This is a genomic window from Sphaerimonospora mesophila (assembly GCF_001417795.1).
GTDB classification, from domain to species: Bacteria; Actinomycetota; Actinomycetes; order Streptosporangiales; family Streptosporangiaceae; genus Sphaerimonospora; species Sphaerimonospora mesophila.
Genome location: NZ_BCBX01000030.1, coordinates 23,273 through 48,399 on the forward strand (window position 1 = coordinate 23,273; position 25,127 = coordinate 48,399).

Annotated in this window: 22 protein-coding genes and 1 riboswitch; of the genes, 12 read left to right on the plus strand and 10 right to left on the minus strand. The window is 70.4% G+C overall.

Going from position 1 to position 25,127, the window contains the following annotated elements; translation table 11 throughout:
* The first annotated feature begins 7 nt into the window (after positions 1–7).
* Positions 8–1,102 (plus strand): galactose-1-phosphate uridylyltransferase, encoded by a 1,095-nt coding sequence (gene galT, locus AP234_RS00275; RefSeq protein WP_055477476.1) that lies wholly within the window; start codon positions 8–10, stop codon positions 1,100–1,102.
* Between the two features lie 71 nt (positions 1,103–1,173).
* Positions 1,174–1,324: riboswitch (cyclic di-AMP (ydaO/yuaA leader) on the plus strand.
* A 13-nt stretch (positions 1,325–1,337) separates the two neighbouring features.
* The gene (locus AP234_RS00280) at positions 1,338–2,270 is read left to right on the plus strand and encodes a coiled-coil domain-containing protein (RefSeq protein ID WP_063842709.1); all 933 of its coding nucleotides are present in this window, start codon (positions 1,338–1,340) and stop codon (positions 2,268–2,270) included.
* A 38-nt stretch (positions 2,271–2,308) separates the two neighbouring features.
* On the opposite strand, the gene AP234_RS00285 is transcribed toward AP234_RS00280, so the two are convergent.
* Together AP234_RS00285 and AP234_RS00290 are read right to left on the minus strand one after the other, a co-directional pair.
* Positions 2,309–2,671, minus strand: coding sequence for an MmcQ/YjbR family DNA-binding protein (locus AP234_RS00285; RefSeq protein WP_055477478.1), 363 nt, complete (start codon positions 2,669–2,671; stop codon positions 2,309–2,311).
* A gap of 72 nt (positions 2,672–2,743) precedes the next feature.
* Positions 2,744–4,048, minus strand: a complete 1,305-nt coding sequence (locus tag AP234_RS00290; RefSeq protein ID WP_055477479.1) for a M50 family metallopeptidase — start codon at positions 4,046–4,048, stop codon at positions 2,744–2,746.
* 202 nt (positions 4,049–4,250) lie between these two features.
* Between AP234_RS00290 and AP234_RS00295 the strand changes: the two genes are divergently transcribed.
* Complete coding sequence (locus tag AP234_RS00295; protein ID WP_055477480.1) at positions 4,251–4,856, plus strand: LuxR C-terminal-related transcriptional regulator; 606 nt, start codon at positions 4,251–4,253, stop codon at positions 4,854–4,856.
* Positions 4,857–4,896: 40 nt separating this feature from the next.
* On the opposite strand, the gene AP234_RS00300 is transcribed toward AP234_RS00295, so the two are convergent.
* Together AP234_RS00300 and AP234_RS00305 are read right to left on the minus strand one after the other, a co-directional pair.
* Positions 4,897–6,891, minus strand: a complete 1,995-nt coding sequence (locus AP234_RS00300; protein WP_055477481.1) for a protein kinase/lanthionine synthetase C family protein — start codon at positions 6,889–6,891, stop codon at positions 4,897–4,899.
* Between the two features lie 283 nt (positions 6,892–7,174).
* Positions 7,175–8,287: a PP2C family protein-serine/threonine phosphatase gene (locus AP234_RS00305; RefSeq protein WP_055477482.1), complete on the minus strand. Its 1,113-nt coding sequence runs from the start codon at positions 8,285–8,287 to the stop codon at positions 7,175–7,177.
* 117 nt (positions 8,288–8,404) lie between these two features.
* Here AP234_RS00305 and AP234_RS00310 point away from each other — a divergent pair, with 117 nt between their 5' ends.
* Both AP234_RS00310 and AP234_RS00315 read left to right on the plus strand, forming a co-directional pair.
* Positions 8,405–9,634 (plus strand): GNAT family N-acetyltransferase, encoded by a 1,230-nt coding sequence (locus AP234_RS00310; protein WP_055477483.1) that lies wholly within the window; start codon positions 8,405–8,407, stop codon positions 9,632–9,634.
* A 180-nt stretch (positions 9,635–9,814) separates the two neighbouring features.
* Positions 9,815–10,006 (plus strand): hypothetical protein, encoded by a 192-nt coding sequence (locus AP234_RS00315; protein WP_152990148.1) that lies wholly within the window; start codon positions 9,815–9,817, stop codon positions 10,004–10,006.
* Here AP234_RS00315 and AP234_RS00320 read toward each other — a convergent pair.
* Positions 9,970–10,437: a ribose-5-phosphate isomerase gene (locus AP234_RS00320; RefSeq protein ID WP_055477485.1), complete on the minus strand. Its 468-nt coding sequence runs from the start codon at positions 10,435–10,437 to the stop codon at positions 9,970–9,972. The two genes, AP234_RS00315 and AP234_RS00320, sit on opposite strands and share 37 nt — an antisense overlap.
* A gap of 148 nt (positions 10,438–10,585) precedes the next feature.
* Between AP234_RS00320 and def the strand changes: the two genes are divergently transcribed.
* Positions 10,586–11,074 (plus strand): peptide deformylase, encoded by a 489-nt coding sequence (def, locus tag AP234_RS00325; protein WP_055477486.1) that lies wholly within the window; start codon positions 10,586–10,588, stop codon positions 11,072–11,074.
* Between the two features lie 4 nt (positions 11,075–11,078).
* Here def and AP234_RS00330 read toward each other — a convergent pair whose 3' ends face one another.
* Positions 11,079–12,485 carry an aldehyde dehydrogenase family protein gene (locus AP234_RS00330; RefSeq protein ID WP_055478156.1) on the minus strand — a complete coding sequence of 469 codons (1,407 nt, stop codon included), beginning with the start codon at positions 12,483–12,485 and terminating at the stop codon, positions 11,079–11,081.
* A gap of 317 nt (positions 12,486–12,802) precedes the next feature.
* Between AP234_RS00330 and pepN the strand changes: the two genes are divergently transcribed.
* From pepN to AP234_RS00355, 5 genes are all read left to right on the plus strand, one after another.
* Positions 12,803–15,367, plus strand: coding sequence for an aminopeptidase N (gene pepN, locus AP234_RS00335; RefSeq protein WP_055477487.1), 2,565 nt, complete (start codon positions 12,803–12,805; stop codon positions 15,365–15,367).
* A 198-nt stretch (positions 15,368–15,565) separates the two neighbouring features.
* Positions 15,566–16,111, plus strand: coding sequence for a hypothetical protein (locus tag AP234_RS00340; RefSeq protein ID WP_055477488.1), 546 nt, complete (start codon positions 15,566–15,568; stop codon positions 16,109–16,111).
* A gap of 479 nt (positions 16,112–16,590) precedes the next feature.
* Positions 16,591–17,265 (plus strand): nuclease-related domain-containing protein, encoded by a 675-nt coding sequence (locus AP234_RS00345; RefSeq protein WP_200926174.1) that lies wholly within the window; start codon positions 16,591–16,593, stop codon positions 17,263–17,265.
* Between the two features lie 114 nt (positions 17,266–17,379).
* A complete protein-coding gene (gene ilvD, locus AP234_RS00350; protein WP_055477489.1) occupies positions 17,380–19,218 on the plus strand; it encodes a dihydroxy-acid dehydratase in 1,839 nt (612 codons plus the stop codon).
* A gap of 308 nt (positions 19,219–19,526) precedes the next feature.
* Complete coding sequence (locus tag AP234_RS00355; protein ID WP_055477490.1) at positions 19,527–20,018, plus strand: helix-turn-helix transcriptional regulator; 492 nt, start codon at positions 19,527–19,529, stop codon at positions 20,016–20,018.
* Positions 20,019–20,065: 47 nt separating this feature from the next.
* Here AP234_RS00355 and AP234_RS00360 read toward each other — a convergent pair whose 3' ends face one another.
* The 3 genes from AP234_RS00360 to AP234_RS00370 all read right to left on the minus strand — a co-directional run bounded on the left by AP234_RS00360 (position 20,066) and on the right by AP234_RS00370 (position 21,863).
* On the minus strand, positions 20,066–20,284 hold the full coding sequence (locus AP234_RS00360; protein WP_055478158.1) for an FmdB family zinc ribbon protein: 219 nt from the start codon (positions 20,282–20,284) through the stop codon (positions 20,066–20,068).
* Between the two features lie 237 nt (positions 20,285–20,521).
* Positions 20,522–21,340 (minus strand): GNAT family N-acetyltransferase, encoded by an 819-nt coding sequence (locus AP234_RS00365; protein WP_055477491.1) that lies wholly within the window; start codon positions 21,338–21,340, stop codon positions 20,522–20,524.
* A gap of 13 nt (positions 21,341–21,353) precedes the next feature.
* Positions 21,354–21,863, minus strand: a complete 510-nt coding sequence (locus AP234_RS00370; RefSeq protein WP_055477492.1) for an HNH endonuclease — start codon at positions 21,861–21,863, stop codon at positions 21,354–21,356.
* A gap of 314 nt (positions 21,864–22,177) precedes the next feature.
* On the opposite strand from AP234_RS00370, the gene AP234_RS00375 reads away from it, so the two are divergent.
* Positions 22,178–24,253 carry a prolyl oligopeptidase family serine peptidase gene (locus AP234_RS00375; RefSeq protein WP_055477493.1) on the plus strand — a complete coding sequence of 692 codons (2,076 nt, stop codon included), beginning with the start codon at positions 22,178–22,180 and terminating at the stop codon, positions 24,251–24,253.
* Between the two features lie 24 nt (positions 24,254–24,277).
* Here AP234_RS00375 and purU read toward each other — a convergent pair whose 3' ends face one another.
* A complete protein-coding gene (gene purU / locus AP234_RS00380) occupies positions 24,278–25,126 on the minus strand; it encodes a formyltetrahydrofolate deformylase (protein WP_055477494.1) in 849 nt (282 codons plus the stop codon).
* Position 25,127: the final 1 nt, after the last annotated feature.

The window sequence follows — 25,127 nt, forward strand, 5'->3', positions numbered from 1 at the left end:
AGACACCGTGAAGCGCACGATCACCCATCTCGCCGACGGCCGTGAGCTGATCTACTACGACCGGCGGGACGACGCGGACCACGGGGCTTCCGACACCCGTGACCTGCCTCCGCGCCCCCTCGCCTCCGAACTGCGCCACGACCCGCTGCTGGACGAGTGGGTGGCGGTCGCCCGGCACCGTCAGACCCGCACGCATCTCCCCTCGGCCGAGGAGTGTCCCCTCTGCCCCGCCCACCCCGGCTCGGAGATCCCCTCCCCCTACGAGGTGGCGGTCTTCGAGAACCGCTTCCCGTCCTTCAGCTTCAACACCGGCGGCTTCGACACGGGGCAGAGCGCCGGGACCGGCGGGCACGACGACGTGGGCGGGCTCAGCGAGGCGCGGCCGGGCGTCGGACGCTGCGAGGTCGTGTGCTTCACCGCCGACCACGACGCCTCCTTCGCCTCCCTCGGCGACGACCGGGTCGAACTCGTCATGGAGGCATGGGCCGACCGTACGGCTGAGTTGTCCGCTCTGCCGGGAGTTGAGCAGGTCTTCTGCTTCGAGAACCGCGGCGCCGAGATCGGCATCACGCTGCCGCATCCCCACGGCCAGATCTACGCCTACCCGTACGTGACGCCGCGAACCCGGCGGATGCTGGACACGGCCGCCCGATACGCGGGAGGGAACCTGTTCGCCGATGTGCTGGCGGCCGAGCGGCGTGGCCCCCGGGTGGTCGCCGCCAACGAACACTGGACCGCCTTCGTGCCGGCGGCCGCCCGCTATCCGTTCGAGGTGCACGTCTATCCGCACCGCCGGGTGCCCGACATCCCCGCGCTGGCGGCCGAGGAGCGCGCCGCGTTCGGGCCGATCTACACCGAGGTGCTGCGCCGTCTGGACGGCCTGTTCGGGGTCGCCATGCCGTACGTCGCGGCCTGGCACCAGGCCCCGGTCTCCCATCGGCGCGATCTCGCCTATCTGCACCTGCAGTTGTTCAGCATCCGGCGGGCGCCGGACAAGCTGAAGTACCTCGCCGGCTCGGAGTCCGCGATGGGCGCCTTCGTCAACGACGTACTGCCGGAGGAGGCGGCCCGGATGCTGCAGCAGGCCCGGATCACGGGCTGATCTCCGAATGGTTGCGACTTGGGGTGGCAACCGGTCTTTCCGTACCACTAGTATCCTTCGCATCGACTGACCCAGCCGACAGGCCTAATCCCAGGCGCCGCGCCCGGGAGCCGGGGACCCAACAGGAACATGGGGTGAAGGCACGCCAGGTGTTCGACCTGGTGCCCGGGCGCCTCCAGCCCGAACCCGTCAGCTAACCCGGCAGGCAGATGGAGAGGAGTGGGCACTGCCCCGCGTGTCACCTCTGGCCGCCGTTGTGCTGGCGGCCGCCGTGCTCGTGTTCGGTACGGCCACAGCGGGCCATGCCGACCCGAAACCCAGCAGGAGCGTCCTCAAGAAACAGCTCGCCGGCCTGGAGAAGAAGGTCGACCAGCTGATCGTCGACTACAACGCCAAACGGGTCGAGCTGGCCAAGGCCCGTACGGCGGAGCAGGCCGCGCGTGAGCGGCTCGCCCGGGCCGAGGCCGACTACGAGGCCATGAGACGGTCGGTCGAGGACTTCGCCGAGCGGACGTACCAGATGAGCGGCCCGGTGCCGGTTCCCGACCTGACGACCTCGGCGCTCGTGTACCAGATGCAGCAGGAGCAGGTGCTCAGGCTCGGCCGCTTCGAGGAGGCGCGCGCGGAACGGCAGCGCGCCGCTGACGCGGCGAAAGACCTGACCGCCCGATTCAAGGCGCAGGCCGCGACCGTCGCCGATCGGCGCAAGGAGGCGGAGAAGCTGATCGACGAGATCAAGGACAAGCTCGACAAGCTGATCCCCGTCGCCCCCGGCAGACGGCCGGGCGGCTCGTGGGCTCCCGAGTTGCCCACCGGCGCCGACAACATCACTCCGCGCACCCGGTTGATGCGTTCCGAGGTGGCCGAGCACTTCGACCTGCGCTTCCCGGTCGGCTGCTACCGCTCGGACACGAGTGGCGAGCATCCCCTCGGTCGCGCCTGCGACTTCATGATGAGTTCGGGCGGCGCGATGCCGACCGAGGAGATGAAGGCCCTCGGCGACGCCATCGCGGACTGGGCCATCAAGAACGGCGCCAAGCTGGGCGTGAAGTACGTGATCTGGCGGCAGCGGATCTACAACCTCGGCCGACCCGGCTGGCGGGTGATGTCCGACCGCGGCGGGGTCACCGCCAACCACTACGACCACGTTCACATATCGATGTACTGAGGCGTTCGCCCTGCCCCTCGGTCCGCCCCGTGCCTCGGTCACTCCTCCGGAGCGGGCACCCGGGCGGCGAGCGTCTTCGGCGCCACATGGCGGAAGGCGTCTGCGACGATCCGCCGGATCTCGTCCCAGTCCACCGGGACGTCCAGGTAGACGCCCAGCCAGCCGCGGTGCCCCACGTAGGGCGGCCGGAAGAACCGGTCGGGCTCGGTCTCGACGAGTTCCTCCTGCACCCCGGGAGGGGCGGCGCACCAGAACGCGAGCCGGTCGACGTGGTGGTGGTCGGCGAACATGACGAAGGTCTTCTTGCCCCGCACGAACCAGGTCGGCTCGCCGTGACTCAGCCGCTCGGTCGTCTCGGGCAACGCCAGGCACAGCGCACGCAGCCGCTCCAACTCGTCCATCGACGAAGAATACGACACCGCGCGGCTATTCGTACGTCAGTTTGAGAAAGTGTGGATCGCCGATCAACGGGCTCAGCCGGAGATGCGTACTGGGTTGACCAGATCGGCGTAGATCAGCAGACCACCCATGACGAGGAGCAACGCGGCCATCACGTACGTCAGCGGCAGCGCCTTCGCGACGTCGACGTGGGCGGGCATCGGCCGCCGCCGGACCCGCGCGACGGCGCGTTTGATTCCTTCCCACAGCCCGCCCGCGATGTGGCCGCCGTCCAGCGGCAGCAGCGGAATCAGGTTGAACATGCCGATCGCGAGGTTGAGCCCGCCGAGCACGGTGATGAAGATATTGATCTTGTTCTCGACGGGAATGTCCGAGGCGGCTATCTCACCGCCGATGCGGCCAGCGCCGACGATGCCGATGGGACCGTTCGGATCGCGCTTCTCGCCGGAGAACGCCGCCTGCCAGACGCCGACCATCTTGTTCGGGATGTTGACCATCGCGACCGCGGTGCGCTCGGTCATGTCCCACATCTGACCGAGCACGTATCCGGGTCCCTGCCGCTCGACCACGAACGTGGGCGACACGCCGAGGAACCCCACGTTCTTCTCGACCTTCGCCGGGTCGTCGAGTGACGGCATGTCCTGGGAGATCAGGTTCACCGTGAGGGTCATGCTCCGGCCCGCCCGGTCGATCCCGATGGCCGCGACGCCGGCGCCGTGCGCCCGGATGAGGTGGGTGGCGTCCTCCCAGGTGGTCACCGGAGTCCCCGCGATCGAGGTGATCCGGTCGCCGGGCAGCAGGCCGGCCTTGGCCGCCGGCGTCGCCGGATCGGTGTCCCGGCAGTCCCGCTTGGCCGCCTCGACGGCCGGGATCACGCACTTGGACACGGAGGAGACGGTCGGCTTGGACACCGTCACGCCGAATCCCATCATCACGATGGCGAACAGCGCGAAGGCGAGCACGAAGTTCATCGCGGGGCCGCCGAACATGATGATGGTCTTCTGCCACCACGGCTTGCGATAGAAGACGCGGTCCTCGTCGCCCGGCCTGATCTCCTCGGAGGCGACGGCACGCGCGTTCTCGATCAGGCCCTGCCACGGGCCGGTCGAGACACTCCGCAGCTTGTTGGGATCGTCCGACGGACGAGGCGGCAGCATGCCGATCATGCGGATGTAGCCCCCGAGCGGGATCCACTTCAGGCCGTACTCGGTCTCACCCCGTCTGCTGGACCACATCGTGGGCCCGAAACCGACCATGTACTGGGTGACCCTGACGTTGAACAGCTTGGCCGGGACGAGATGGCCGATCTCGTGCAGCCCGATGGAGAGCAGCAGCCCGACGAAGATGATCGCGAATCCGACCAGGGAGAGCCAGTACATCAGTGAGTACCCCCGCGTCGGAGAAGCCGCCTTGCCATGCGTCGCACCCTTCGAGGGTAGCGGACGGGGGTGTGGGGGAAGCGTGTGCCGACGCGCTTCGGGTACCCGTTCCGTTGACCTCTCATTGACCAAATGGAGTCACTTCGTTGACAGTGCGAAGCCGTTCGATCACCCTTTGATAAACTGTCCAGAGGGGAGCGTCTTGATCCGCATCCTGGTTGCCGAGCACGTTCCGTTGGTACGGCGCGGCCTGGTGGCCTCGCTCGACGGCGAATGCGACCTCGAGGTGGTCGCCGATGTCGGCTCGGCGGAGGACATCGTTCCAGCGGCCCTCGGCGTCCGGCCCGACGCCGCGATCATCGACGTCGACCTGCCCGGCGTGGGCGGAATCGACATCGCCGCTCGGCTCGGCGAGAAGGTGCCCGACTGCCGGGTGCTGATCCTGTCGGCTCAGCCCAACCCCGGCCATGTCAGGCGGGCGTTCGCCGCCGGAGTCCTCGGTTACATGAGCATCGAGATCGGCCCGGAGCAGCTCGCCGAGGGCATCCGCCGGATGATCTCCGGCCGCCGCGTGCTCGACACCGATCTCGCCGTCGCCGCGCTGGAGGCCGCGGAGAACCCGCTGACCCCCCGCGAGCTCGACGTGCTCCGGCTCGCCGCCGGCGGCGCGCGGTCCAAGGAGATCGCCGAGCAGCTGTGCCTGTCGGTCGGCACGGTACGCAACCACCTCTCGCGCATCCTCTACAAGACGGGCGCACGCAACCGCGTGGACGCCGTACGCATCGCGGGCGACGCCGGCTGGCTCTGAACCCGCACCGGCTCCCCCGATCCGCGCCGGTCCACCGGCCCTACCGGGGGCCCTCGGACACGGCCACGACCGGCAGGCCCGCCGACGGACGACCCCGCAGGCGGGCGGGCGGCGCTCCCCCAAGGAACGGCAGCCCCACCGGCTCGTCGTGCAGCGCCGCGCCGACCGCCAGCAGGACGCCCGCCGTGCCGGTGGCGAGGTCCATCGAGAGCCGGAGCAGCCGCTCACCCGGAAACGCGAGGTGCCCGCGGAAATCGATCGCGTGCCAGGACAGCGCGGCGAGCTGGCGGCCGGTCTCCTCGTCCTCGCGGCCCCAGCCGCCCGCACGGTCCCGGCACAGATAGGCGATGATCCCGGCCCGGCCGGCGAACAGCCCGGCCTCGCGGTAGAGATGCGCCCGCGCGGCCCGGTCGAGCCGCCCGCGCACCGCCGCCAGCTCCGGATCCGGCCGGTAGTGCAGGAACTCTCCCAGCACCCAGGAGAGGCCGACGCTGCCCCGGTCGAGATGCGGGGTGGCCCGTCGATCGTCTTCCCGGTCGGCGATCCAGAGCGACCCGTCGGCCCGTGGCACGCGACGGCGCAGATCCCGGCGCAGCGCCCGCTCCGCCCGGGTCAGCCACTCGACGTCCCCCGTCCGCTCGAACATCCGGACGAACAGCAGGGCCGGGCCGGTCGATCCGTACATCAGCCCCGGGCGGGCATCGGTCTCCTCGCCGGCGACTCGGTCGGCCACCAGGGCGGCGGTGTGCAGCGCCGCGTCGAGATCGCCGAGATAGGCCTGGTTCAGCGCGATCCCGGACAGCCCGCCGTACAGGTCGGTGCCGAGCGACCGCGGGCACGTCCTCCCGGCGATGTCGAGCACCTCCAGTGCCTCCTCGTGCCGGCCGAGGTGGCCCAGCGCGTGGGCGACGCCGTGCAGCCCGTCATAGAACCCCGGCGCGACCCGCGTGCCGTGCCGGCGCACCCGGTCGATCAGCCACTGCTCGTGTTCGGGGAACCGGCCCGCTCCGGTGGCGTGCAGGGCGTAGAGCACGCCGGCCGCGCCGTGCGCGAGACCGAGCCCGCGGCCGTCGCCGTCGAACTGCGCGATGTCCCCGGGGAACAGCCGGTCGTCGCGACCGGGCGTGGCCGACGCCAGGATGGCCCGCGTCATCGAGTCGCGCATCCGCCGCCAGCCGGTTTCCGTGACGTGCGGCGTCCGGGGGCTCGTACCGCATCCGGCGATCCGCACCGCCGGCCGCAGAAAGCTCTCCTGGACGGGGAACAGCCCACTGATCACTGCGGCGAGCTCGGCGGGCTTGCCGCGATCCAGCGCGAACAGCTCGGTGAGCGGGAGGAACAGGGCGAGCCGCAGGCAGGCCAGCGCGTACCGGTCGGCGTCGAGTCCCCCCACCCCCGGCGGCACGGTCCCCGACGGCGTGATCGCGGGATCGGCCGCCGCGTTCTCATCGGGCTCGGCGATCGGTCTGGCCGCCCCGAAGCCGACCAGCGTGACCCGGCCGTCGGGCCGGATGAGGATGTTCGCCGGGTTCAGGCCGCCGTGGACCAGACCACGCGCGTGAACCTTCATGACGGCGTCCTCGACCTTGGCGCAGACGTCCTTCGCCCATCTCACGTACCCCTCCAGGCGGCCCTGGCCGTCGAGGTCGTCCGTTCCCGCGCCCGTCAGCGGGTTGCGTACGGCGAGGGCCGCGTCCAACGGCTCGCCCGGGACGTGTTCCAGCACGAGGAACCGTCGCCCACCGGCGCGGAAACGGCCCTTCGCCTCCGGAGCCACGCCCAGCCCGGCGAGCCGTACGAGCGCCTCGGCCTCGCGCTCCCGCCCGATCTCCTTCAGCACCACCCGCTCCCCGGTGTCCGGGTCACCGGCCAGGTAGACGCCGCCTTCGCGCAGCACGGCGTCGATCCGGTACGGCAGGCCCTCGGGCGGCGTGCCCTCAGACGGCGGCCGAGCGGCCCCGCGGGGCGGGCAGAGCGCCGGGGAGTCGTAGAAGACGGGATCGGTTCGGCAGTAGAGCTCATATCGCTTCTCCACGTTCTCGCCCCCCGGACGCCTGCACCAGCCGTACCCCGTGAGCATGTCAAGCGGGATCGGCGCCGAACAGTGACCCCAAGACACGGAACGCACATGAACAGTGACAGTGTGTGTCCATTGAACTCGTCATGGGTCCCCTCCGGACCGGTAGGAGCTCCGGCATTCGGGGAGAACCACCGGAAGAATTACGGTCCATTCACCGAAGACCACTCGGACCGGGAGTGAGGACCGCCTGCCGGGCCCCACTCGGCGGGGTCTGGCGGCGGCGGTGTCGTCACCCGGACTAGGGACGCCAGATCAGCACGAGGGCGCAGTCGTCGTTGTGGCCGGAGGTCATCGACTGCACGAGCTGCCGGGCCCGGTCGCGAAAACCCGAGGGCAGCAGCCGCTCGGCCTCACCCAGCAGCCGGTCCAGCCCGGAGTCGATGTCCCGGCCGGGCTGCTCGATCAGGCCGTCGGTGAACAGCATGAGGGCGTCGCCCCTGCGCAGCACCCCGCTGTCGGGCTCGCAGTGCAGGTCGGGGACCACGCCGAGCACGACCCCCTTGGCGGTCGAGACCCGCCAGGTGCCCGAGCCGGAGTCGAACCTCACCACCGGCGGATGACCGGCCGAGGTGATCGTGTACGCCCCGGTCGACAGATCCAGACTGAGATGGACGGCGGTGACGAACCCCTCGTCCCCGAGCTGCCGGTGCAGGTAGCTGTTGCAGGCGCCCAGGAAGTCGTCGACCGAGCCGAGCAGGCCGCCGAAGGCGCCGGAGAGCATGAGCGCGCGGGTGCCCGCGTCCACACCCTTGCCCGAGACGTCGACGAGCGCCAGCTCGACACGATCGCCGTCACGCATGGAGACCACGAAGTCCCCGCCGAAGGACGACCCCCCGGCCTGCTTGAGCACCACCTTGCCGTCCCAGTCCTTGGGCAGCGACGGCAGCTCGCTCTGCCGCTTGAGCCGGTCGCGCAGTTCCAGCAGCATCGCGTCGCCGCGCAGTCCCTGCACGCCGAGCTTGCCGCGGGTGCGGGCCATCAGCCACGCCAGCACGGCGGTGAATCCCATCGTGATCAGCAGCCCGGCGCCCACGTTCGCCGGTCCCCGGACCGACCACACGTAGGCCAGGGAGACGACGACCGAGCACAGCAGGATGGCCAGGCTGCGCAGCCGCAGCTGGAGACCGCCGATGAGCGTGATCAGGATGAGCAGCGAGGGAGAGAACCAGTAGGCGGAGACCTCGGCGTCGAGCACGCCGATGACGAGGGTCACCACGCTCAGAGCGATGAGCAGGTTCCGGTCCTTGGACGAACTCTTCCTAATGAAACGGACCAACGGCACCAGAAGCGGCACTCGTACGAGAAGTGCGCGAAGCCGCGGAGGGATCAGCGGCGCCGGTCGGGAACTCATGATGGCCTCGACTGTATCCCCCCATCCCAGGTGAGGGCACCCCTTTGACCAACAGCTTGATCATCTAGCACGGATATTGTGTGGCGCGCCCCCGCGGGCCGCTCCTACTGTTGTCCGGTGACTGTGACGGTTCGTCCCCTCGCCGAGGCCGAATGGCCGACGTTCGCGGCCCTGCACCACGAGGCGTTCAACTCCTCGCACCCGCCGGAGGCCACCGAGCGCTGGGGTGAGCTCATCGAGTTCGACCGGTCGCTGGCGGCCTTCGACGGCGACCTGCTGGTCGGCGGCACCGCCACACTGTCGTTCACGATGACCGTTCCCGGCGGGCCCGCCCCGGTCGCCGGGGTGACCGCGGTCTCCGTGCTGCCCTCACACCGTCGCCGCGGCATCCTGTCGACCCTGATGGCCCGGCAGCTCCACGACATCCACGAGCGGGGGCGCGAGGCCGTGGCGGCGCTCTACGCGAGCGAGGCCGCCATCTACGGCCGGTTCGGGTACGGCAGGGCGGCCGACGGCCTCTTCTTCCGCGTCCCCACCCGCCACTCCGCGTTCGTCCCGGACGCGCCGGCCGATCCCGCGCTGCGCCTGCGCGTGGCCCGGCCCGCCGACGCCCTCGACGACCTGCGGCGGGTCTTCGAAGCCGTACGGCCCCGCCGCCCCGGGCTCTACGCCCGTTCCGAGGCCGTCTGGCGGGAAAGCGTCATCACCGACGAGGAGCACAACCGCGGCGGGGCCGGCCCGCTGCGCTGCATGATCGCGGAGGACGACGACGGGCCACGCGGCTACGCCCTCTTCCGTGTCAGGTCGGGCTTCACCGACCACGATGTGCCGGACGGCGAGGTGCGGCTGATCGAGCTGTTCGCCGTCGACCCGGCGGCGTACGCGCTGGTCTGGCGCAGCGTGCTCGACCGGGACCTGTGCTCGCACGTCCACGCCTGGAATCGACCGGCGGACGATCCGATCGTTCATCTCCTGGCCGAACCGCGACACCTCAACGCCGGGTGGCTGGACGATCTGTGGATCCGCCTGGTGGACGTGGACCGGGCGCTGGCCTCCCGCGTCTACGCCGCCCCCGCCGACCTCGTGATCGAGGTCGTCGACGAGCTGTGCCCGTGGAACGCCGGCCGCCGGCGGCTGGTCACCGCGAAGGGCTCGTGCGAGCCGACGGGCGATCCGGCCGACCTCACGCTGCCGGTCTCCGCGCTGGGCGCGGCCTACCTGGGCGGCCGGCCGCTCACCCCGCTCGCCGCCGCCGGGCTCGTACGGGAGCACCGTGAGGGTGCGCTGCACGAGTTGTCCACAGCGATGTCGTGGGAGCCGAGACCCTGGGGCGGCCTGATCTTCTAGGTCGTGTGACGGACACCGCTGAGGGAATCCCTGAGCGGCTCCGGTCGCTGCGCCGGGAGGAAACTCCGGTCCGCCGCCAGGCCCCGCCGAGCGGGGTCCGGCATGCGGTCCTCGCTCCCTACCACCCTGACTGACGACTATCTGACGACCCGCCGGCGCTTCCGGCGTAGGGTTCTGGACATGGCACTGCAGAGCTTGCAGATCACGGCGATCACCGCGATGCGGGCCCGGGACGTGTCCCGGCCGACGCCGGAGGAGCAGAAGGCGGCCGACGACCGCCCACTGCGAGACGAGACGCCCCGGCGGGACCACCGCCGGGACGGCAGGGGCAATTCCTACGGCAGGGGCGGCAGTTCGCCGGTCGCCTCGTAGTCGGCGAGCTGGCCGATCCTGCGGGCGTGCCGCTGCGCCCCCGAGAACGGCGTGGCCAGGAAGACCTCCACGAAGCGGACCGCCTCCTCCGGGGTGTGCATACGCGCGCCCAGGCTGATGACGTTGGCGTCGTTGTGCTCTCTGGCGAGCTTGGCGGTGTCCTCGTTCCAGGCGAGGGCCGCCCGGATGCCGCGCACCTTGTTCGCGGCGATCTGCTCGCCGTTCCCCGATCCGCCGATCACGACGCCGAGGCTGCCGTGATCGTCGGCGACGCCGCGCGCGGCGCGCAGCACGAACGGAGGGTAGTCGTCCTCCGCGTCGTAGACGGACGGACCGCAGTCCACCACCTCATGGCCCTGCTGCTTCAGCCAGTCGGCCAGATGGTTCTTCAGTTCGTAGCCGGCATGGTCGGCACCGATGTAGACACGCACAGCCCAAGTTTCGCAGCCTTCGCACGCGCGCGGGACGGCGGGCCCGGACTAGAGTAAGCGGCGAACACGGCTTCCGGTCCTTACGGTCGGCCGTGCCCCCTCCCCAGGGAACGGGCCCGGCGAGCGGGCCCGGCGGAACAGGAGCATCATGCGCGAGATCCGCAGCGTCGGTGATCCGGTCCTGCGCACCCCGGCCGAGCCGGTGACCGATTTCGACCGGGAGCTTCGGCGCCTCATCGACGAGATGTTCTCGGTGATGTACGCGGCCGACGGAGTCGGCCTGGCCGGCCCGCAGATCGGCGTCGGCAGGCGGTTGTTCGTCTACGACATCACCAACCGCAAGGGCCACCTGATCAACCCCGAGCTGACGATCGACGATCCCGAGCAGATCGTCGACGACGAGGGCTGCCTGTCGGTGCCGAGCAGGGAGACCGGCAAGCCGTTGTACGCGCCGACCGCCCGTGCCGCCGGGGTCACGGTCCGCGGCCTCGACCGGCTCGGCCGCCCGGTCACCGTCAGGGCGAGGGGCATGCTCGCCCGGTGCTTCCAGCACGAGTACGACCACCTGGACGGCACCCTGTACGTCGACAGGCTCGCCAAGGAGGAGCGCAGGAAGATCCTCCTCCAGGCGCCCTGATCGCTCAGGTCTGGATTGCCTTGATCTCCAGGTACTCCTCCAGGCCGGGCTCGCCCAGCTCACGGCCGACCCCGGAGCGCTTGTAGCCGCCGAACGGCGCCAGCGGGTTGAACCTGCCGCCGTTGACCGCGACCTGGCCGGTGCGCAGCCTGCGCGCCAGGGCGAGCGCCTTCTCCTCAGTTCCCGCCCACACCGCCCCCGACAGCCCGTACGGCGTGCCGTTGGCGATCTCGACGGCCTCGTCCTCGGTGCCGAACGGGATGATCGACAGAACCGGGCCGAAGATCTCCTCCTGCTCGATGCGCATGCCCGGGGAGACGCCGGCGAACACGGCCGGCTCGACGTAGAAGCCGCGCTCCATCGGGTTGTCCATACTCCCCAGCACCAGCCGGGCGCCCTCCTCCTGACCGAGGTTGAGGTAGCGGATCACCCGGTCGCGCTGCGCGGCGGAGACCAGCGGTCCCAGGCGGGTGCCCTCGGCGAAGGGATCGCCCGGGGCGTACTTCCTGGCGAAGCCCACGGCCAGCCGCACCGCCTCGTCGTAGGAGTCCCAGTGCACGAGCATGCGGCTCAGCGCCGAGCAGGTCTGCCCGGCGTTGACGTAGGCTCCCGCGACGCCCGCCTTCACGGCGGTCTCCAGGTCGGCGTCCGGCATGATCACGTTGGCCGACTTCCCGCCGAGTTCCAGCGCGACCCGCTTGACCGTCTCGGCGGCCAGGCCGGCCACGCGGCGACCCGCCCGGGTCGACCCGGTGAACGACACCATGTCAACGTCCGGGTGTCCGGCGATCGCCTCGCCGACGACCGGCCCGTACCCGCTGACCATGTTGAACACGCCGGGCGGCAGGCCGACCTCGTGCAGGACGTCCGCGAACGCGTAGGCCGCGAGCGGCGCCACCTCACTCGGCTTGAGCACGACCGTGCAGCCCGCGGCCAGCGCCGGCGCCACCTTGCAGACGATCTGGTGGAGCGGGTAGTTCCACGGGGTGATCGCGCCGACCACGCCAACGGGCTCGCGGACGATCAGCGAGTTGCCCACCCGGCCCGCGTCGAAGTCGTACCGCCCGGCCAGTTCCGCGTACGACTCCAGGACGCCGATCGGCATCAGGGTCTGCACCTTCAGCGCGAGAGCGAGCGGCGCGCCCATGTCGGCGGCGATCGTCGCGGCGATCCGATCGGCGCGCTCACGCAGCAGACCCGCCGCCGCGGCCAGCAACCGGGCGCGCTCGGCCGGGGCGGTCGACGACCACGGCGGGAAGGCGGCGCGGGCGGCGGCGACCGCGGCATCGACGTCGCCGGGCGAGCCGGCGGGCACCTTGTCGACGATCTCCTCGGTCGCTGGATTCACGACGTCGACGCCCTCGCCGGAGGCGGAGGACACCCAGGCTCCGTTCATGTAAAGGTGGCGCACCATCTCATCCTCGCGCGGCGGCCGCCGGAACGCGAGCATGGGGATCACGCCCGGCGGTTTCGATCTCATATCACCGACCGAACACCATCAATTCGGACACGGTCACTTTCCACACCATTCCCCGGCCTGGCGGGAATGTGGTTGCATCGATCACCAGTCGAGCTGTCAGCCTGGTTGTCAGCTCGACCGGTTTCTCCATTACCAGGTAGGAGAGGTCGAGAATGCTGCCTTGCCAGCGTGGCGTGGCAGGATTCTGGTTATCCCTTTCGCGATGGGCGGCTGGGATAGGGGGCATTGACAGGCGATGAGGAGCAGGTGTGGCAGGAAATCTCACGCGTGATGAGGCTCGGGAGAGGGCCCGGCTGCTGAACGTCCGGTCCTATCGGGTCGAGCTCGATCTGACCGAGGGCGAGGAGCGGTTCGAGAGCATCACGACGGTCGACTTCACCTCCAGCCGTCCGGGGGCGGCAACGTTCATCGACCTGCACGGGGCTCACGTGCGCAAGGTCGTGCTCAATGGGAGGGAGCTCGACCCGCGGGCCTACGACGCCGAGAAGGGCCGCTTCCCGCTGCCGGACCTGGCCGAGGAGAACCAGCTGCGCATCGACGCCGACGCGTCGTACATGCGCACCGGCGAGGGCCTGCACCGGTTCGTCGACCCGGTCGACCAGCAGGTCTACCTGCACAGCCAGTTCGAGACGGCGGACGCGCACCGGATGTACGCCTGCTTCGACCAGCCGGACCTCAAGGCGACCTTCGAACTGACCGTGCTCGCGCCCGCCCACTGGGAGGTGGTCTCCAACGCCGCCCCCGACGCCGTCGAGGAGCTGGAGGAGCACCACGGCAAGCACGGCAAGCTCCAGGCGGCCCGGCGCTGGCACTTCCCGCCCACGCCGCGCATGTCGACGTACATCACCGCGCTGATCGCCGGGCCGTACGCCGTGGTGCGGGAGGAGCACGACGGGATCCCGCTGGGCATCTACGTGCGGCGGTCGCTCGCCGAGCACCTCGACCCGGAGAACATCTTCGAGGTCACCAAGCAGGGCTTCGACTTCTTCCACCGCGTCTTCGGCGTGCGTTACCCCTTCGGGAAGTACGACCAGCTGTTCGTGCCGGAGTTCAACGCCGGCGCGATGGAGAACGCGGGCGCCGTCACCTTCCTCGAGGACTACGTCTTCCGGTCGCGGGTGACCGACGCCATGGTGGAGCGCCGCGCCGAGACGATCCTGCACGAGATGGCCCACATGTGGTTCGGCGACCTGGTCACCATGCGGTGGTGGGACGACCTGTGGCTGAACGAGTCGTTCGCGACGTTCATGTCCGTTCTGTGCCAGGCCGAGGCCACCCGCTGGGGCCAGGGCGCGTGGACCACGTTCGCCAACGTCGAGAAGGCCTGGGCCTACCGGCAGGACCAGCTCCCCTCCACTCACCCGATCGCGGCCGACATCCCGGACATGCAGGCGGTGGAGGTCAACTTCGACGGGATCACGTACGCCAAGGGCGCCTCGGTGCTCAAGCAGCTCGTCGCCTATGTCGGTCTCGACAACTTCCTCGCCGGGGTCCGCGACTACTTCGGCGAGCACGCCTGGGGCAACACGACCCTGCAGGACCTGCTGTCGGCGCTGGAGCACACCTCTGGCCGCGACCTGTCCGCATGGTCGAAGGAGTGGCTGGAGACCTCGGGGGTCAACACGCTGCGCCCGTCGTTCACCACGGACGACGAGGGCAGGTTCGCCTCCTTCGAGGTGCTTCAGGAGGCGCCGTCCGAGCACCCCACGCTGCGTTCGCACCGGATCGCGATCGGGCTGTACTCGATGACCGACGGCGTGCTCATCCGGACCAGGCGGGTGGAGCTCGACGTGGTCGGCGCCCGCACGGCCGTCCCCGAGCTGGTCGGTGAGCTCCGGCCCGACCTGGTGCTCGTCAACGACGACGACCTCACCTACGCCAAGATCCGGCTCGACGAGCGGTCGCTGGAGACCCTGGTGAGCGGCGGCATCACCGCCTTCCGCGACTCCCTGCCCCGTGCCCTGTGCTGGTCGGCCGCCTGGGACATGACCCGCGACGCCGAGCTGGCCACCCGCGACTACGTCAGGCTGGTGGTCTCGGGGATCGATTCCGTGGGCGACATCAGCGTGGTGCAGACCGTGCTGCGGCAGGCCCGCCAGGCCGTGCAGCAGTACGCCGACCCGGCCTGGCTGGCGACCGGGCTCGCCGAGCTGGCCGGGGCGCTGCGCCGCATGATCGCGGCGGCGGAGCCCGGTTCCGACCACCAGCTCGCGTACGTCAACGCGTTCGCCGCGGTCGCCACCTCGACCGAGGACCTCGCGTTCGTCAAGGGCATCCTCGAGGGCACCGCCGTACCGGACGGGCTGGCCGTCGACGCCGACCTGCGCTGGACTCTCACGCACGCGCTGGTCGTCGGCGGCGTGCTCGATGCCGGGGACATCGACGCGGAGCTCGCGCGCGACGCCACCGCGACCGGTGAGCGTTCGGCCGCGATGTGCCGGGCCGCGATCCCCACGGCGGAGGCCAAGGAGCGGGCCTGGGCGTCGATCGTCGGCGGTGAGCTGAGCGGAGCGCTGCTGCGCTCCACGATCCTCGGCTTCATGGACCCGCACCACGTCGACCTGCTGGAGCCGTACGCCGGGAGGTACTTCGACGAGGTCGGGCGCATCTGGAGCGAGTGGACGTCCGACATGGCGCAGAACTTCGCGATCGGCTGCTATCCGGCCCTCCTGATCCGGCCCGAGACCGTGGCCGTCACACAGGACCACATCAGCGCGGCGCAGCCGCCGCACGCGCTGCGGCGGCTGCTGCTGGAGGGCGCCGACGGCATCAGCCGGGCCCTGCGCGCCCGGGCCAGGGACGCCTCCGCCTGATCGCAGGCTCGCGCGGTACGAGACGGGCCCCGGCGCACTCCGCCGGGGCCCGTCCCCTGTGCGGGAGGGGCCCCGGACGAGAAAGCGGGCCGCAAGGCAGATGCAAGCGGCCGGCGGTGGTATGGGGGAAAACCGGGCGCCGGGCAGCCGCCGCGCCGTTCACCCGGGTCTACCGTCCCGCCCAGGAGGCCCCCACCGATGATCCCCTTCCAGCACCTGAGCGGCCCGCGGGCGCGGCCGGGTGATGTCAAGGTCTTCCCCGTGCCCGCCCCGAGCCCGCCGTCCCGGATAGCAGAGGACGGACCGCGGCCTGCCGAGCTGGTCACCCCGGAGGATCTCAAACGCGTCCTCGGCGTGGACGTGGGAGACCCGGAGGCCTTCGATGGGGAGCTCCCGGCGCCCTCCTGGCTGAGCATGCGGTCCTGCAGCTATCGGTCCCGCGACGGCGTGCGGGTCGACGTGCACACGGCGGCCGGCATGCTGTCCCGCTATCTGATGGTGCTCGGCCATATCATGACCCGGGTCCAGGGACGGCCCATCCAGGGGATCGGCGGCGGTGCGATGCTCTATCCGGGACTGGTCGCCGTCCAGACCGACCGGGGCACCTTCGCGATCAGCGTCTCCGCGCCCTCCGGGCCGCCGCCGTCCGATCCGCTCATCGACCTCGCCCGTGCCGCCGCCGCGCACCTCGCCGAGATGTCACCGGCCGGATCGGCGGCGGTCACCCCCGAAGCCGCCGGCTGACACCTCTACTCGGCCGCCGGCGGGCGCCACCGCCGGGGCGGTTCTCGGGAACGCGCGGCGGCCGCCCGTCCCTGCGCGCTAAGATCGCGGATGTCTGCCACGCCGCCGCACGACAGGCCTCTCGCCGGAAGATATCTAGAGAAGATACCCACAGGGGTCCGCCGTGAACCGGTTCAAGCAGGCCACAAAAGTATGAACCAACCAACACTAGGCAGCCCGCTGACAGCTCAACTACCGTGAGTGATGTGGATACCGGTCTAGCGCCCGAAGACGGTCACGATACGTCACCCATCTGGGTGAGTGACCACCCGTCGGAGCCGTCCCAGACGACGCCGACCGCATCGGAGACCCTTGCGGCACCATCCGCCGCACAGACGACGGCCCAACCGGCCGCGCAACCCCCGCCCGATGCTCCCCCGAAGGCGCGCATCCATGCCCGCGCCCCTGCCAGACCCGCCGAACGCGCGTCGCTCAGGATCATGATTCATGACCCGAGATACCGTCATCTGCGGCTGCGCGCACTGATCGGGGTGGCGGCCGGCATCGTGGCCGGAATTCTCTTCGCGAACTGGCGGATCGGCCTCACCGCCGCGATCATCGCGGCCATCGCCGACACCGTCTATCGGGCCAGGACCGTCTCGTCGATACCGGCCTGGCGGCGCGCCTCCGCCGCGGAACGCCGGACCGAGGTCCAGCTCAAGAAACTCGAGCGCACCGGGTTCCGGACGCTGCACGCCCGGGCCATCCCCGGCAGCGAGGCCCAGATCGATCACCTGGTCGTCGGCCCGACCGGGGTGTACGCGGTCGACTCGGAGAAGTGGGACAAGCGCCTTCCCGTACGGGTGCAGTCGCACCGCAAGCTGTTCCACGGACCGTTCAACCGGAAACCCCGGCTCGACGAGGCCCGCTGGGAGGCCACCCAGGCCAGCCAGCTGATCTCCGAGGCGCTCGGCCGCGAGATCACCATCGTGCCGTCCCTGGCGATCTACGGTCCCCCGATCCCGTGGCGGATCCTCAACATCCGCGAGGTCGACGTCTTCTCCGGCGGCCTCGTCCGTAAGTGGATTACAAAACGGGAAAAGTCACTCACCACCGCGGAAATCGATGCGATCTACCGTGCCGCCGAGCAGGTCCTGCCGCCCCGCTACGAATAGCGCGGCCCGGGCCTACCGGCCGACACGGCGTCCAAGGCATGGACGGGCGGTCTCGGCAGCCGGTCGTTAGCCGTACCATTTGAAGACTCGTAGTCTTCGGATGGGAGTCCGCCCATGCCCGCGCTCAGGTCTCGTACGGTCACACACGGCAGGAACATGGTCGGTGCCCGGGCGCTGCTCAGGGCCACGGGCGTGGCGGGCAGCGACTTCGGCAAACCGATCGTCGCGGTGGCGAACAGCTTCACCCAGTTCGTCCCCGGCCACGTGCACCTGCGCGAGGTCGGCGACGTGGTCGCCGCCGCCGTCCGGGAGGCCGGCGCCATCCCCCGCGAGTTCAACACGATCGCGGTCGATGACGGCATCGCGATGGGCCACGGCGGCATGCTCTACTCGCTGCCGTCCCGGGAGCTCATCGCCGACGCGGTCGAGTACATGGTGAACGCCCACTGCGCCGACGCGCTGGTCTGCGTCTCCAACTGCGACAAGATCACGCCGGGCATGCTGCTCGCGGCCTTCCGGCTCAACATCCCGACGGTCTTCGTCTCCGGCGGCCCGATGGAGGCAGGAAAGACCCCCGGCCGCAAGCTCGACCTGATCGACCCGATGATCGCCGCCGCCGACGACAGCGTCTCCGACGACGAGCTGCTCGCGATGGAGGAGAGCGCCTGCCCAACCTGCGGCTCCTGCAGCGGCATGTTCACGGCCAACTCGATGAACTGCCTGGCGGAGGCCATCGGGCTGGCGCTGCCCGGCAACGGCACGACGCTGGCCACCCACACGGCGCGCAAGGGGCTTTTCGAGAAGGCCGGTCGCGCGGTCGTGGAGATCGCCCGCCGCTACTACGACCACGACGACGAGTCGGTGCTGCCGCGGAGCATCGCCACCCGCGACGCGTTCGAGAACGCGATGGCGCTCGACGTGGCCATGGGCGGTTCGACCAACACGATCCTGCACCTGCTGGCCGCGGCCCGGGAGGCCGGGGTCGAGTTCGGGCTCAAGGAGATCAACGAGCTCTCGCTGCGGGTGCCGTGCCTGTGCAAGGTCGCCCCGGCGACCTCCAAGTACCACGTCGAGGACGTGCACCGCGCCGGCGGAATCCCCGGCATCCTCGGCGAGCTCGATCGGGCCGGTCTGCTCCACCGCGACGTGCCCACCATCCACTCGGCCTCCCTCGCCGACTACCTGGCCGCGTGGGACCCGAAGTCGCCCGAGGTCACCGACGAGGCGCTCGAGCTGTGGCACGCCGCCCCCGGCAACGTGCGCACGGTCCGGGCCTACTCCCAGAGCGCCCGGTGGGAGACGCTCGACCTCGACCGGGCGGAGGGCTGCATCCGGGACCTGGAGCACGCCTACACCCGCGACGGCGGCCTCGCCGTGCTGTACGGCAACCTGGCCCAGGACGGCTGCGTGGTGAAGACCGCAGGCGTCGACGAGTCGATCTGGCGGTTCTCCGGCCCGGCCGTCGTGTTCGAATCCCAGGAGGCTGCGGTCGAGGGCATCCTCGGCGACCGGGTCAAGGCCGGCGACGTGGTCGTCATCCGCTACGAGGGCCCCAAGGGCGGCCCCGGCATGCAGGAGATGCTCTACCCCACGAGCTTCCTCAAGGGCAAGGGCCTCGGCAAGGCGTGCGCGCTCATCACCGACGGCCGGTTCTCCGGCGGTACGTCGGGTCTGTCGATCGGTCACGCCTCCCCCGAGGCGGCGGAGGGCGGCACCATGGCACTGGTGGCCGACGGCGACATCATCGAGATCGACATTCCGCGTCGGACGATCGAGCTCAAGGTCACGGATGAGGAACTCGCCACCCGGCGGGAGCGGCTGCTCGCCGACCTCGGCGGCTACCGCCCCCGTGACCGGCAGCGCTCGGTCTCCGCGGCGCTCCAGGCGTACGCGGCGCTGACCACGTCCGCCTCCACGGGAGCATCCCGCGACCTGTCCCAGCTCTCCCGATAGCCGACCCCGGCCATCCTCGGCCGTGATCTTGCAGTTACTCGCAGACATGCCCGCTGACCTGGACAAAGCTCATTCGTGATCTTGCAATGGGACACTGCAAGATCACGAATGGTGAAGCCGCAGGTCACATAGGGTCATTGCAAGCTTCTGCAAGATCACGACATAGGGAGACGCAGGCGGCGGGCCGACGTGCAAGAATTCGCAAGATCACGCGGGGTGTGGCCAGGGGGTTAGGGTTCGATGGCTTGTTCGAGAAAAGCCGATGGCGTGTTCGGAAAAATGTCAGTACCCGTCGTTATCGTCGAGGTATGGCCAACGTCACAAGGCAATCGCTGACTGCGGCGGAGATCGCCGCCCTCGCCCTGTCACTCGCCCATCTCGGGGCCGGCCCGCAGTCCGTCACCGCCCGCCGTGGACTGCGTCACGCATTCGACCACCTCGACCTCGACGACGACGTCATCGCCACCACCCTGACCACGCTCACCACGCCGCTCGCGCCCGACGTCGCCGGACGGGCCCGGCTGATCGCGAACGCCATCACCGCCCGGCTGGTGATCCGCCTCCAGTACCTCGACGCCGCCGGCCATCTCACGATCCGCGACGTCGAGCCGGTGACGTGCCTGGTCCACGGGGAGTTCTGGTATCTCGTCGGCTGGTGCCGGCTCCGCCGGGGCATCCGGGCGTTCCGGTTCGACCGGATAGTCGCGGTCGAACCGACCGATCTCCCGGCCCGGCCGCACCTACCGGAGCGCTTTCTCCCCTTCCAACGGCGTACGGCCAGGCGCCGCGCCGCGGCCTGACCGGTCATCACGTCCAGCGCGATGCGGCCCGACCGGTCGGAGACCGGTCAGCCGCAGCAGCCACCACCGCAGCAGCCACCGCCACCTCCACCTCCGGAGGGGCGCGGCGCGGCGGCGGCCCGCCCGGTCACCGCGACCATGGACAGCAGCTTCACCGTGTCGTCATGGCCGGCCGGACACGCGGCCGGGGCGTTCGCCTCGGCCATCGGCCGGTTGAGCTCGAAGGTGGATCCACACGCGCGGCAACGGTAGTCATAGCGAGGCATGCCCATAGGGTACGGCCTGCGCCGCCGGGGAGACTCCCTGGCGGGTCCGGTCAAGTGGTCGTCAGCCGGGGAGGCAGGGAGCGGAGCGCGCGGGACGGCAGGGAGCGGAGCGGGAGGGAGCGAGGACCGCATGCCGGGCCCGCTCGGCGGGGCCAGACGGCGGACCGGAGTTTCCTCCCGGCGCAGCGACCGCACCGACCAAGGACTTCCTCAAGGTGCCGTTACTCGACGGATGCTCTAGGAGAAGTGGATCGTGGCGTGGTCCGCGACCTGGCGGAAGCCCAGCTTCTGGTAGATGGAGTTCGACGTGAGGTTGGCGAGATCGGCGAACAGCAGCACCTCGGCGGCCCCCTCGTCCATCGCCTTCCGGCTCGCCGCGTGAGTGGCGGCGCTGCCGTACCCGCGGCGGCGGAACTCGGGAGGCGTGTAGACGGGCCCGATCCTCGACATGCCGGCGACGGGAGTGGAGAGTGCGGCGAGCGCCACCCGCCTATCACCGTCCTCCCACCAGATCAGCTCCTCACGGTTGACCCGTGCCGAGACGACCGGCGTGGGGTCGGCGGTGCGGTCGACATGAGCCTCCTCCTGGAACTCGCGGAACCACCGCGCGGCCTCGGCCACCTCGCCCACCGTGGCCGTACGCGCCTTGCCCGGGGCGGCGCACGGCGCGAGCGTGCCGAGCCGGTAGAGCCGCTCGGCCCGTCGGCCCGACTCGGGCCGCCACCACTCCCGGCAGAACGCCTCCGCCACCTCCACCGAGCCTCGGACGGCCCGGACCGTCCGATCCATCTCGATCAGTTCCCGGGCCAGCGAAGGCAGCGTGCGTAAGGGCACGTCCGCGATCCCGAGCGGGTAGGGGGGCGTGTGGCTGATCACGCCGGCCACCTCCCCGTCGTCGTCCTCCAGCCAGCCCATCAGCGGATCCTCGGCGAACTGGCCGGCCCGCAGCCCGAGCAGCACGGTCAGCGAGACCGTGTTGCCGACCGGGTCGCGCAGCAGCCACGGCTCGGCCACCGCCGCGAACTCCTCGACGTCCCGTGTGAACGACCACCTCATCAGGACCGGCCTATCACGCCGCCGGTTTGGCGAGGTAGGGCGCCCACTGGGGATCGCCGTCGAGTTGCGCGCCGATGAGCCGCCAGTGCATCCCACGCGGCGCCACCGGAGTCGCACGCAGGGTCCATCCCAGCTCCTCCAGCAGCTTGTCCGCCTTGTAGTGGTTGCACGGCATGCACGAGGCGACGCAGTTCTCCCAGGTGTGGGGGCCGCCCTTGGATCTCGGCACGACATGGTCGATGGTCTCGGCCCGCTGCCCGCAGTAGGCGCAGCGGAAGTTGTCCCGGCGCATCAGCGCGGCCCGTGTGAGCGGGATGCGCGAACGGTAGGGGATGCGCACGTAGCGACGTAGCCGGATCACCGAGGGCACGTCGAACGTGCAGGTCGCCGAGCGAAGCACCGCGCCACACCCGTCGTGGTGGACGACGTCCGCCTTCTCTCGCAGCAGCAGGACGACTGCCCGATGCAGGGAAAGCGTGGTCAGCGGTTCGTATGTCGCGTTGAGCAGCAGGACTTGGCGCATCAGCCGGCCTCCCCGACGATCCCGGCTGTGCGCCTTGGTTGTTGGGGTCCCTTCTTCTGGGACCCGGATGCTTCCGTCACAGGGACCTCCGCCGGACGGCCCAGCGGATCGTCACCACGGCACCGCCCTTTCCCCAAGAGTGTGGCCTGCACGGCGACCGTTTCGCCACCCCATATACGGACCACCGGGCTGACGATCGGGACGCCTGGGCTTCTTATTCCCAGCCGATCATCCACTTACGCCCGACTTGGCCGGGTACGAACGGCGAGCCGTCAACCACGACTCATGTCAGTCGACTGTTCTAAAGTGCCAGCATGACGCGACTGCCGTACCCGCCCGCCCGCCGCGACGACATCGTCGACGACCTGCACGGAACACCGGTGCCGGACCCGTACCGCTGGCTGGAGGACCCGGACGATCCGGCCACGAAGGAGTGGCTGGACGCACAGGATGCGCTGATGCGCGAGGCGGACCTGCCGGGCCGCGACCGCTTCCGCGACCGGGTCGCCGAGCTGCTGCGCTCGGGATCGGTCGGCACGCCTGTGTGGCGTGGCGAGCGCCGGTTCTTCACCCGCCGCACGCCCGACCAGGAGCATCCCGTCCTCTACGTGGCCGAAGGCGACGCCGAGCGGGTGCTGCTCGACCCGACGGCCCTCGACCCCTCCGGGCTGACCACGCTCGACTCCTATCAGCCGGACAAGGAGGGGAACCGGCTGGCCTACCAGATCTCGGTGGGCGGCGACGAGGAGTCACGCCTGTTCGTGCTCGACGTGGCGACCGGCGAGGTCGTCGAAGGGCCGATCGATCGGTGCCGCTACTCCCCCATCGCCTGGCTGCCCGGCGGCGAGGCCTTCTACTACGTACGCAGGCTGGCGCCCACCGAGGTCCCGCAGGGCGAGGAGCAGTTCCACCGCCGGGTCTACCTGCACCGCGTCGGGACTCCGGCGGACGACGACGTGATGATCTTCGGGCAGGGCCTGGAGAAGACCAACTACTACGGAGTGTCGGTCTCCCGCGACGGCCGCTGGCTGTCGATCTCCGCCTCGCGCGGTACGGCCCCGCGCAACGACCTGTGGGTGGCCGATCTGTCGGCCTCACCGGTGGAGTCGCCGGAGCTGCTCACCGTGCAGCAGGACGTGGACGCCCAGACCGGGCTGCACTTCGGCCGCGACGGGCGGCTCTACGTCTTCACCGACCTGGACGCGCCACGCGGGCGGGTCTGCGTGACCTCGCCGCACACACCGACGCGGGAGCATTGGCGTGACCTCATCCCCGAGGACGCCGAGGCCGTGCTCAGCGGCTTCGCGATCCTGGACGGCGACGGGGACGACGCGGCCGAGCCGGTCCTGCTCGTCGGGTGGACGCGGCACGCGATCTCCGAGGTCACGATCCACGCCCTGGAGAGCGGCGAACGGGTCGGCGAGGTGCCGCTGCCCGGCCTCGGCTCGGTCGGCGCCCTGATCGAGCGCCCGGAGGGCGGCCACGAGGCCTGGTTCAGCTACACCGACAACATCACGCCGACGACCGTCTACCGCTTCGACGCGAGGACCGGCGAGACCACCATGTGGGAGGCCCCGCCGGGCGCCGTCGAGGTGCCCGAGGCCCACACCGAGCAGGTCGTCTACCGGTCCAAGGACGGCACCGAGGTCCGGATGCTCGTCGTCTCCCGGGCGGGAGACTCCGGGCCCCGGCCCACGATCCTGTACGGCTACGGCGGCTTCGGCATCTCGATGAACCCCGGATTCTCGGCCTCGACGCTGGCCTGGGTGGAGGCGGGCGGCGTCTACGCCGTCACGCAGCTTCGCGGCGGCGGTGAGGAGGGCGAGCAGTGGCACCGCGCCGGGATGCTCGCCAACAAGCAGAACGTCTTCGACGACTTCCACGCCGCGGCCGAGCACCTGATCGCCACCGGGGTCACGACGAAGGACCGTCTCGCCATCTCCGGCGGCTCGAACGGCGGCCTCCTGGTCGGGGCGGCGCTCACCCAGCGGCCCGACCTGTACGCCGCCGTGGTCTGCTCGGCACCGCTGCTCGACATGATCCGATACGAGCGTTTCGGTCTCGGGGCGACCTGGAACGTCGAGTACGGCTCGGCCGAGGTCGCGGAGGAGTTCGGCTGGCTGTGGGGCTACTCGCCCTATCACCACGTGCGTGCGGGGACGGTCTACCCCGCCACGATGTTCACGGTCTTCGCCTCCGACACCCGGGTGCATCCGCTGCACGCCTGGAAGATGACGGCGGCCCTCCAGCACGCACAGGCCGGGGACCGGCCGATTCTGCTGCGCAACGAGGCGGAGGTCGGCCACGGCGCACGGGCCGTGAGCCGCTCCGTCGATCTCCTGGCCGACCAGCTCGCCTTCATCGCCGCCCACACGGGCCTGGAGGTGTAGCCGGCCCGGTCGGCGAGGGCCCGCTCAGCGGGGAAAGATGATGGTCTTGTGGCCGTCCAGCAGCACGCGGTGCTCCGCGTGCCAGCGGACGGCCCGGGCCAGCGCCTGGCACTCGAGGTCACGGCCGATCGCGGCGAGGTCCTCGGGCGAGTGGGTGTGGTTCACCCGGGCCACCTCCTGCTCGATGATCGGGCCCTCGTCGAGGTCGGGCGTGACGTAGTGCGCGGTGGCCCCGATCAGCTTGACGCCGCGCGAGTACGCCTGATGGTACGGCTTGGCGCCCTTGAACGACGGCAGGAACGAGTGATGGATGTTGATCATCCGGCCGGCCAGTTTGGCGCACATGTCCTCCGACAGCACCTGCATGTAGCGGGCGAGGACCACCATGTCGGCGCGGTAGTGGTCGACCAGGGTGAGCAGTTCGGCCTCCTGCCGGGGCTTGGTCTCGGCGGTGACCGGCAGGTGGTGGTAGTCGATGCCGTACGACTGGGTGAGCGGCCGCAGGTCGGGATGGTTCGACCCGACGGCCACGATCTCGATCGGCAGCAGCCCCGACCGCACCCGGTAGAGCAGATCGTTGAGACAGTGGCCGAGCTTGCTGACGAGCACCAGTGCCCGGGGCTTCACAGCGAGGTCGAAGAGCTCGAATTCCATGCCGAATTCCGGGGCGAGCGCGGCGAAAGCCGTACGAAGCTCGTCGATGCCCGGCCGACCGGCGAACTGCACCCGCATGAAGAACCGCTCGGCCACCGGGTCGCCGAACTGCTGGCTCTCGATGATGTTGCAATCGTGGCGGGCCAGCAGCCCTGAGACCGCCGCGACCACTCCGGGGCGATCCGGGCAGGACAGGGTCAGCACGTATTCAGCGCTCATG

What these genes read in the sequence shown, in the direction of transcription:
- AP234_RS00305 (WP_055477482.1), bottom strand. Translation starts at nt 8,287, where the DNA reads ATGAGTTCCCGACCGGCGCCGCTGATCCCTCCGCGGCTTCGCGCACTT.
- def (WP_055477486.1), top strand. Translation starts at nt 10,586, where the DNA reads ATGCGCGAGATCCGCAGCGTCGGTGATCCGGTCCTGCGCACCCCGGCC.
- AP234_RS00370 (WP_055477492.1), bottom strand. Translation starts at nt 21,863, where the DNA reads ATGCGCCAAGTCCTGCTGCTCAACGCGACATACGAACCGCTGACCACG.
- AP234_RS00285 (WP_055477478.1), bottom strand. Translation starts at nt 2,671, where the DNA reads ATGGACGAGTTGGAGCGGCTGCGTGCGCTGTGCCTGGCGTTGCCCGAG.
- AP234_RS00375 (WP_055477493.1), top strand. Translation starts at nt 22,178, where the DNA reads ATGACGCGACTGCCGTACCCGCCCGCCCGCCGCGACGACATCGTCGAC.
- AP234_RS00315 (WP_152990148.1), top strand. Translation starts at nt 9,815, where the DNA reads ATGGCACTGCAGAGCTTGCAGATCACGGCGATCACCGCGATGCGGGCC.
- AP234_RS00360 (WP_055478158.1), bottom strand. Translation starts at nt 20,284, where the DNA reads ATGCCTCGCTATGACTACCGTTGCCGCGCGTGTGGATCCACCTTCGAG.
- AP234_RS00355 (WP_055477490.1), top strand. Translation starts at nt 19,527, where the DNA reads ATGGCCAACGTCACAAGGCAATCGCTGACTGCGGCGGAGATCGCCGCC.
- AP234_RS00290 (WP_055477479.1), bottom strand. Translation starts at nt 4,048, where the DNA reads ATGTACTGGCTCTCCCTGGTCGGATTCGCGATCATCTTCGTCGGGCTG.
- ilvD (WP_055477489.1), top strand. Translation starts at nt 17,380, where the DNA reads ATGCCCGCGCTCAGGTCTCGTACGGTCACACACGGCAGGAACATGGTC.
- AP234_RS00365 (WP_055477491.1), bottom strand. Translation starts at nt 21,340, where the DNA reads ATGAGGTGGTCGTTCACACGGGACGTCGAGGAGTTCGCGGCGGTGGCC.
- AP234_RS00345 (WP_200926174.1), top strand. Translation starts at nt 16,591, where the DNA reads ATGATTCATGACCCGAGATACCGTCATCTGCGGCTGCGCGCACTGATC.
- purU (WP_055477494.1), bottom strand. Translation starts at nt 25,126, where the DNA reads ATGAGCGCTGAATACGTGCTGACCCTGTCCTGCCCGGATCGCCCCGGA.
- AP234_RS00340 (WP_055477488.1), top strand. Translation starts at nt 15,566, where the DNA reads ATGATCCCCTTCCAGCACCTGAGCGGCCCGCGGGCGCGGCCGGGTGAT.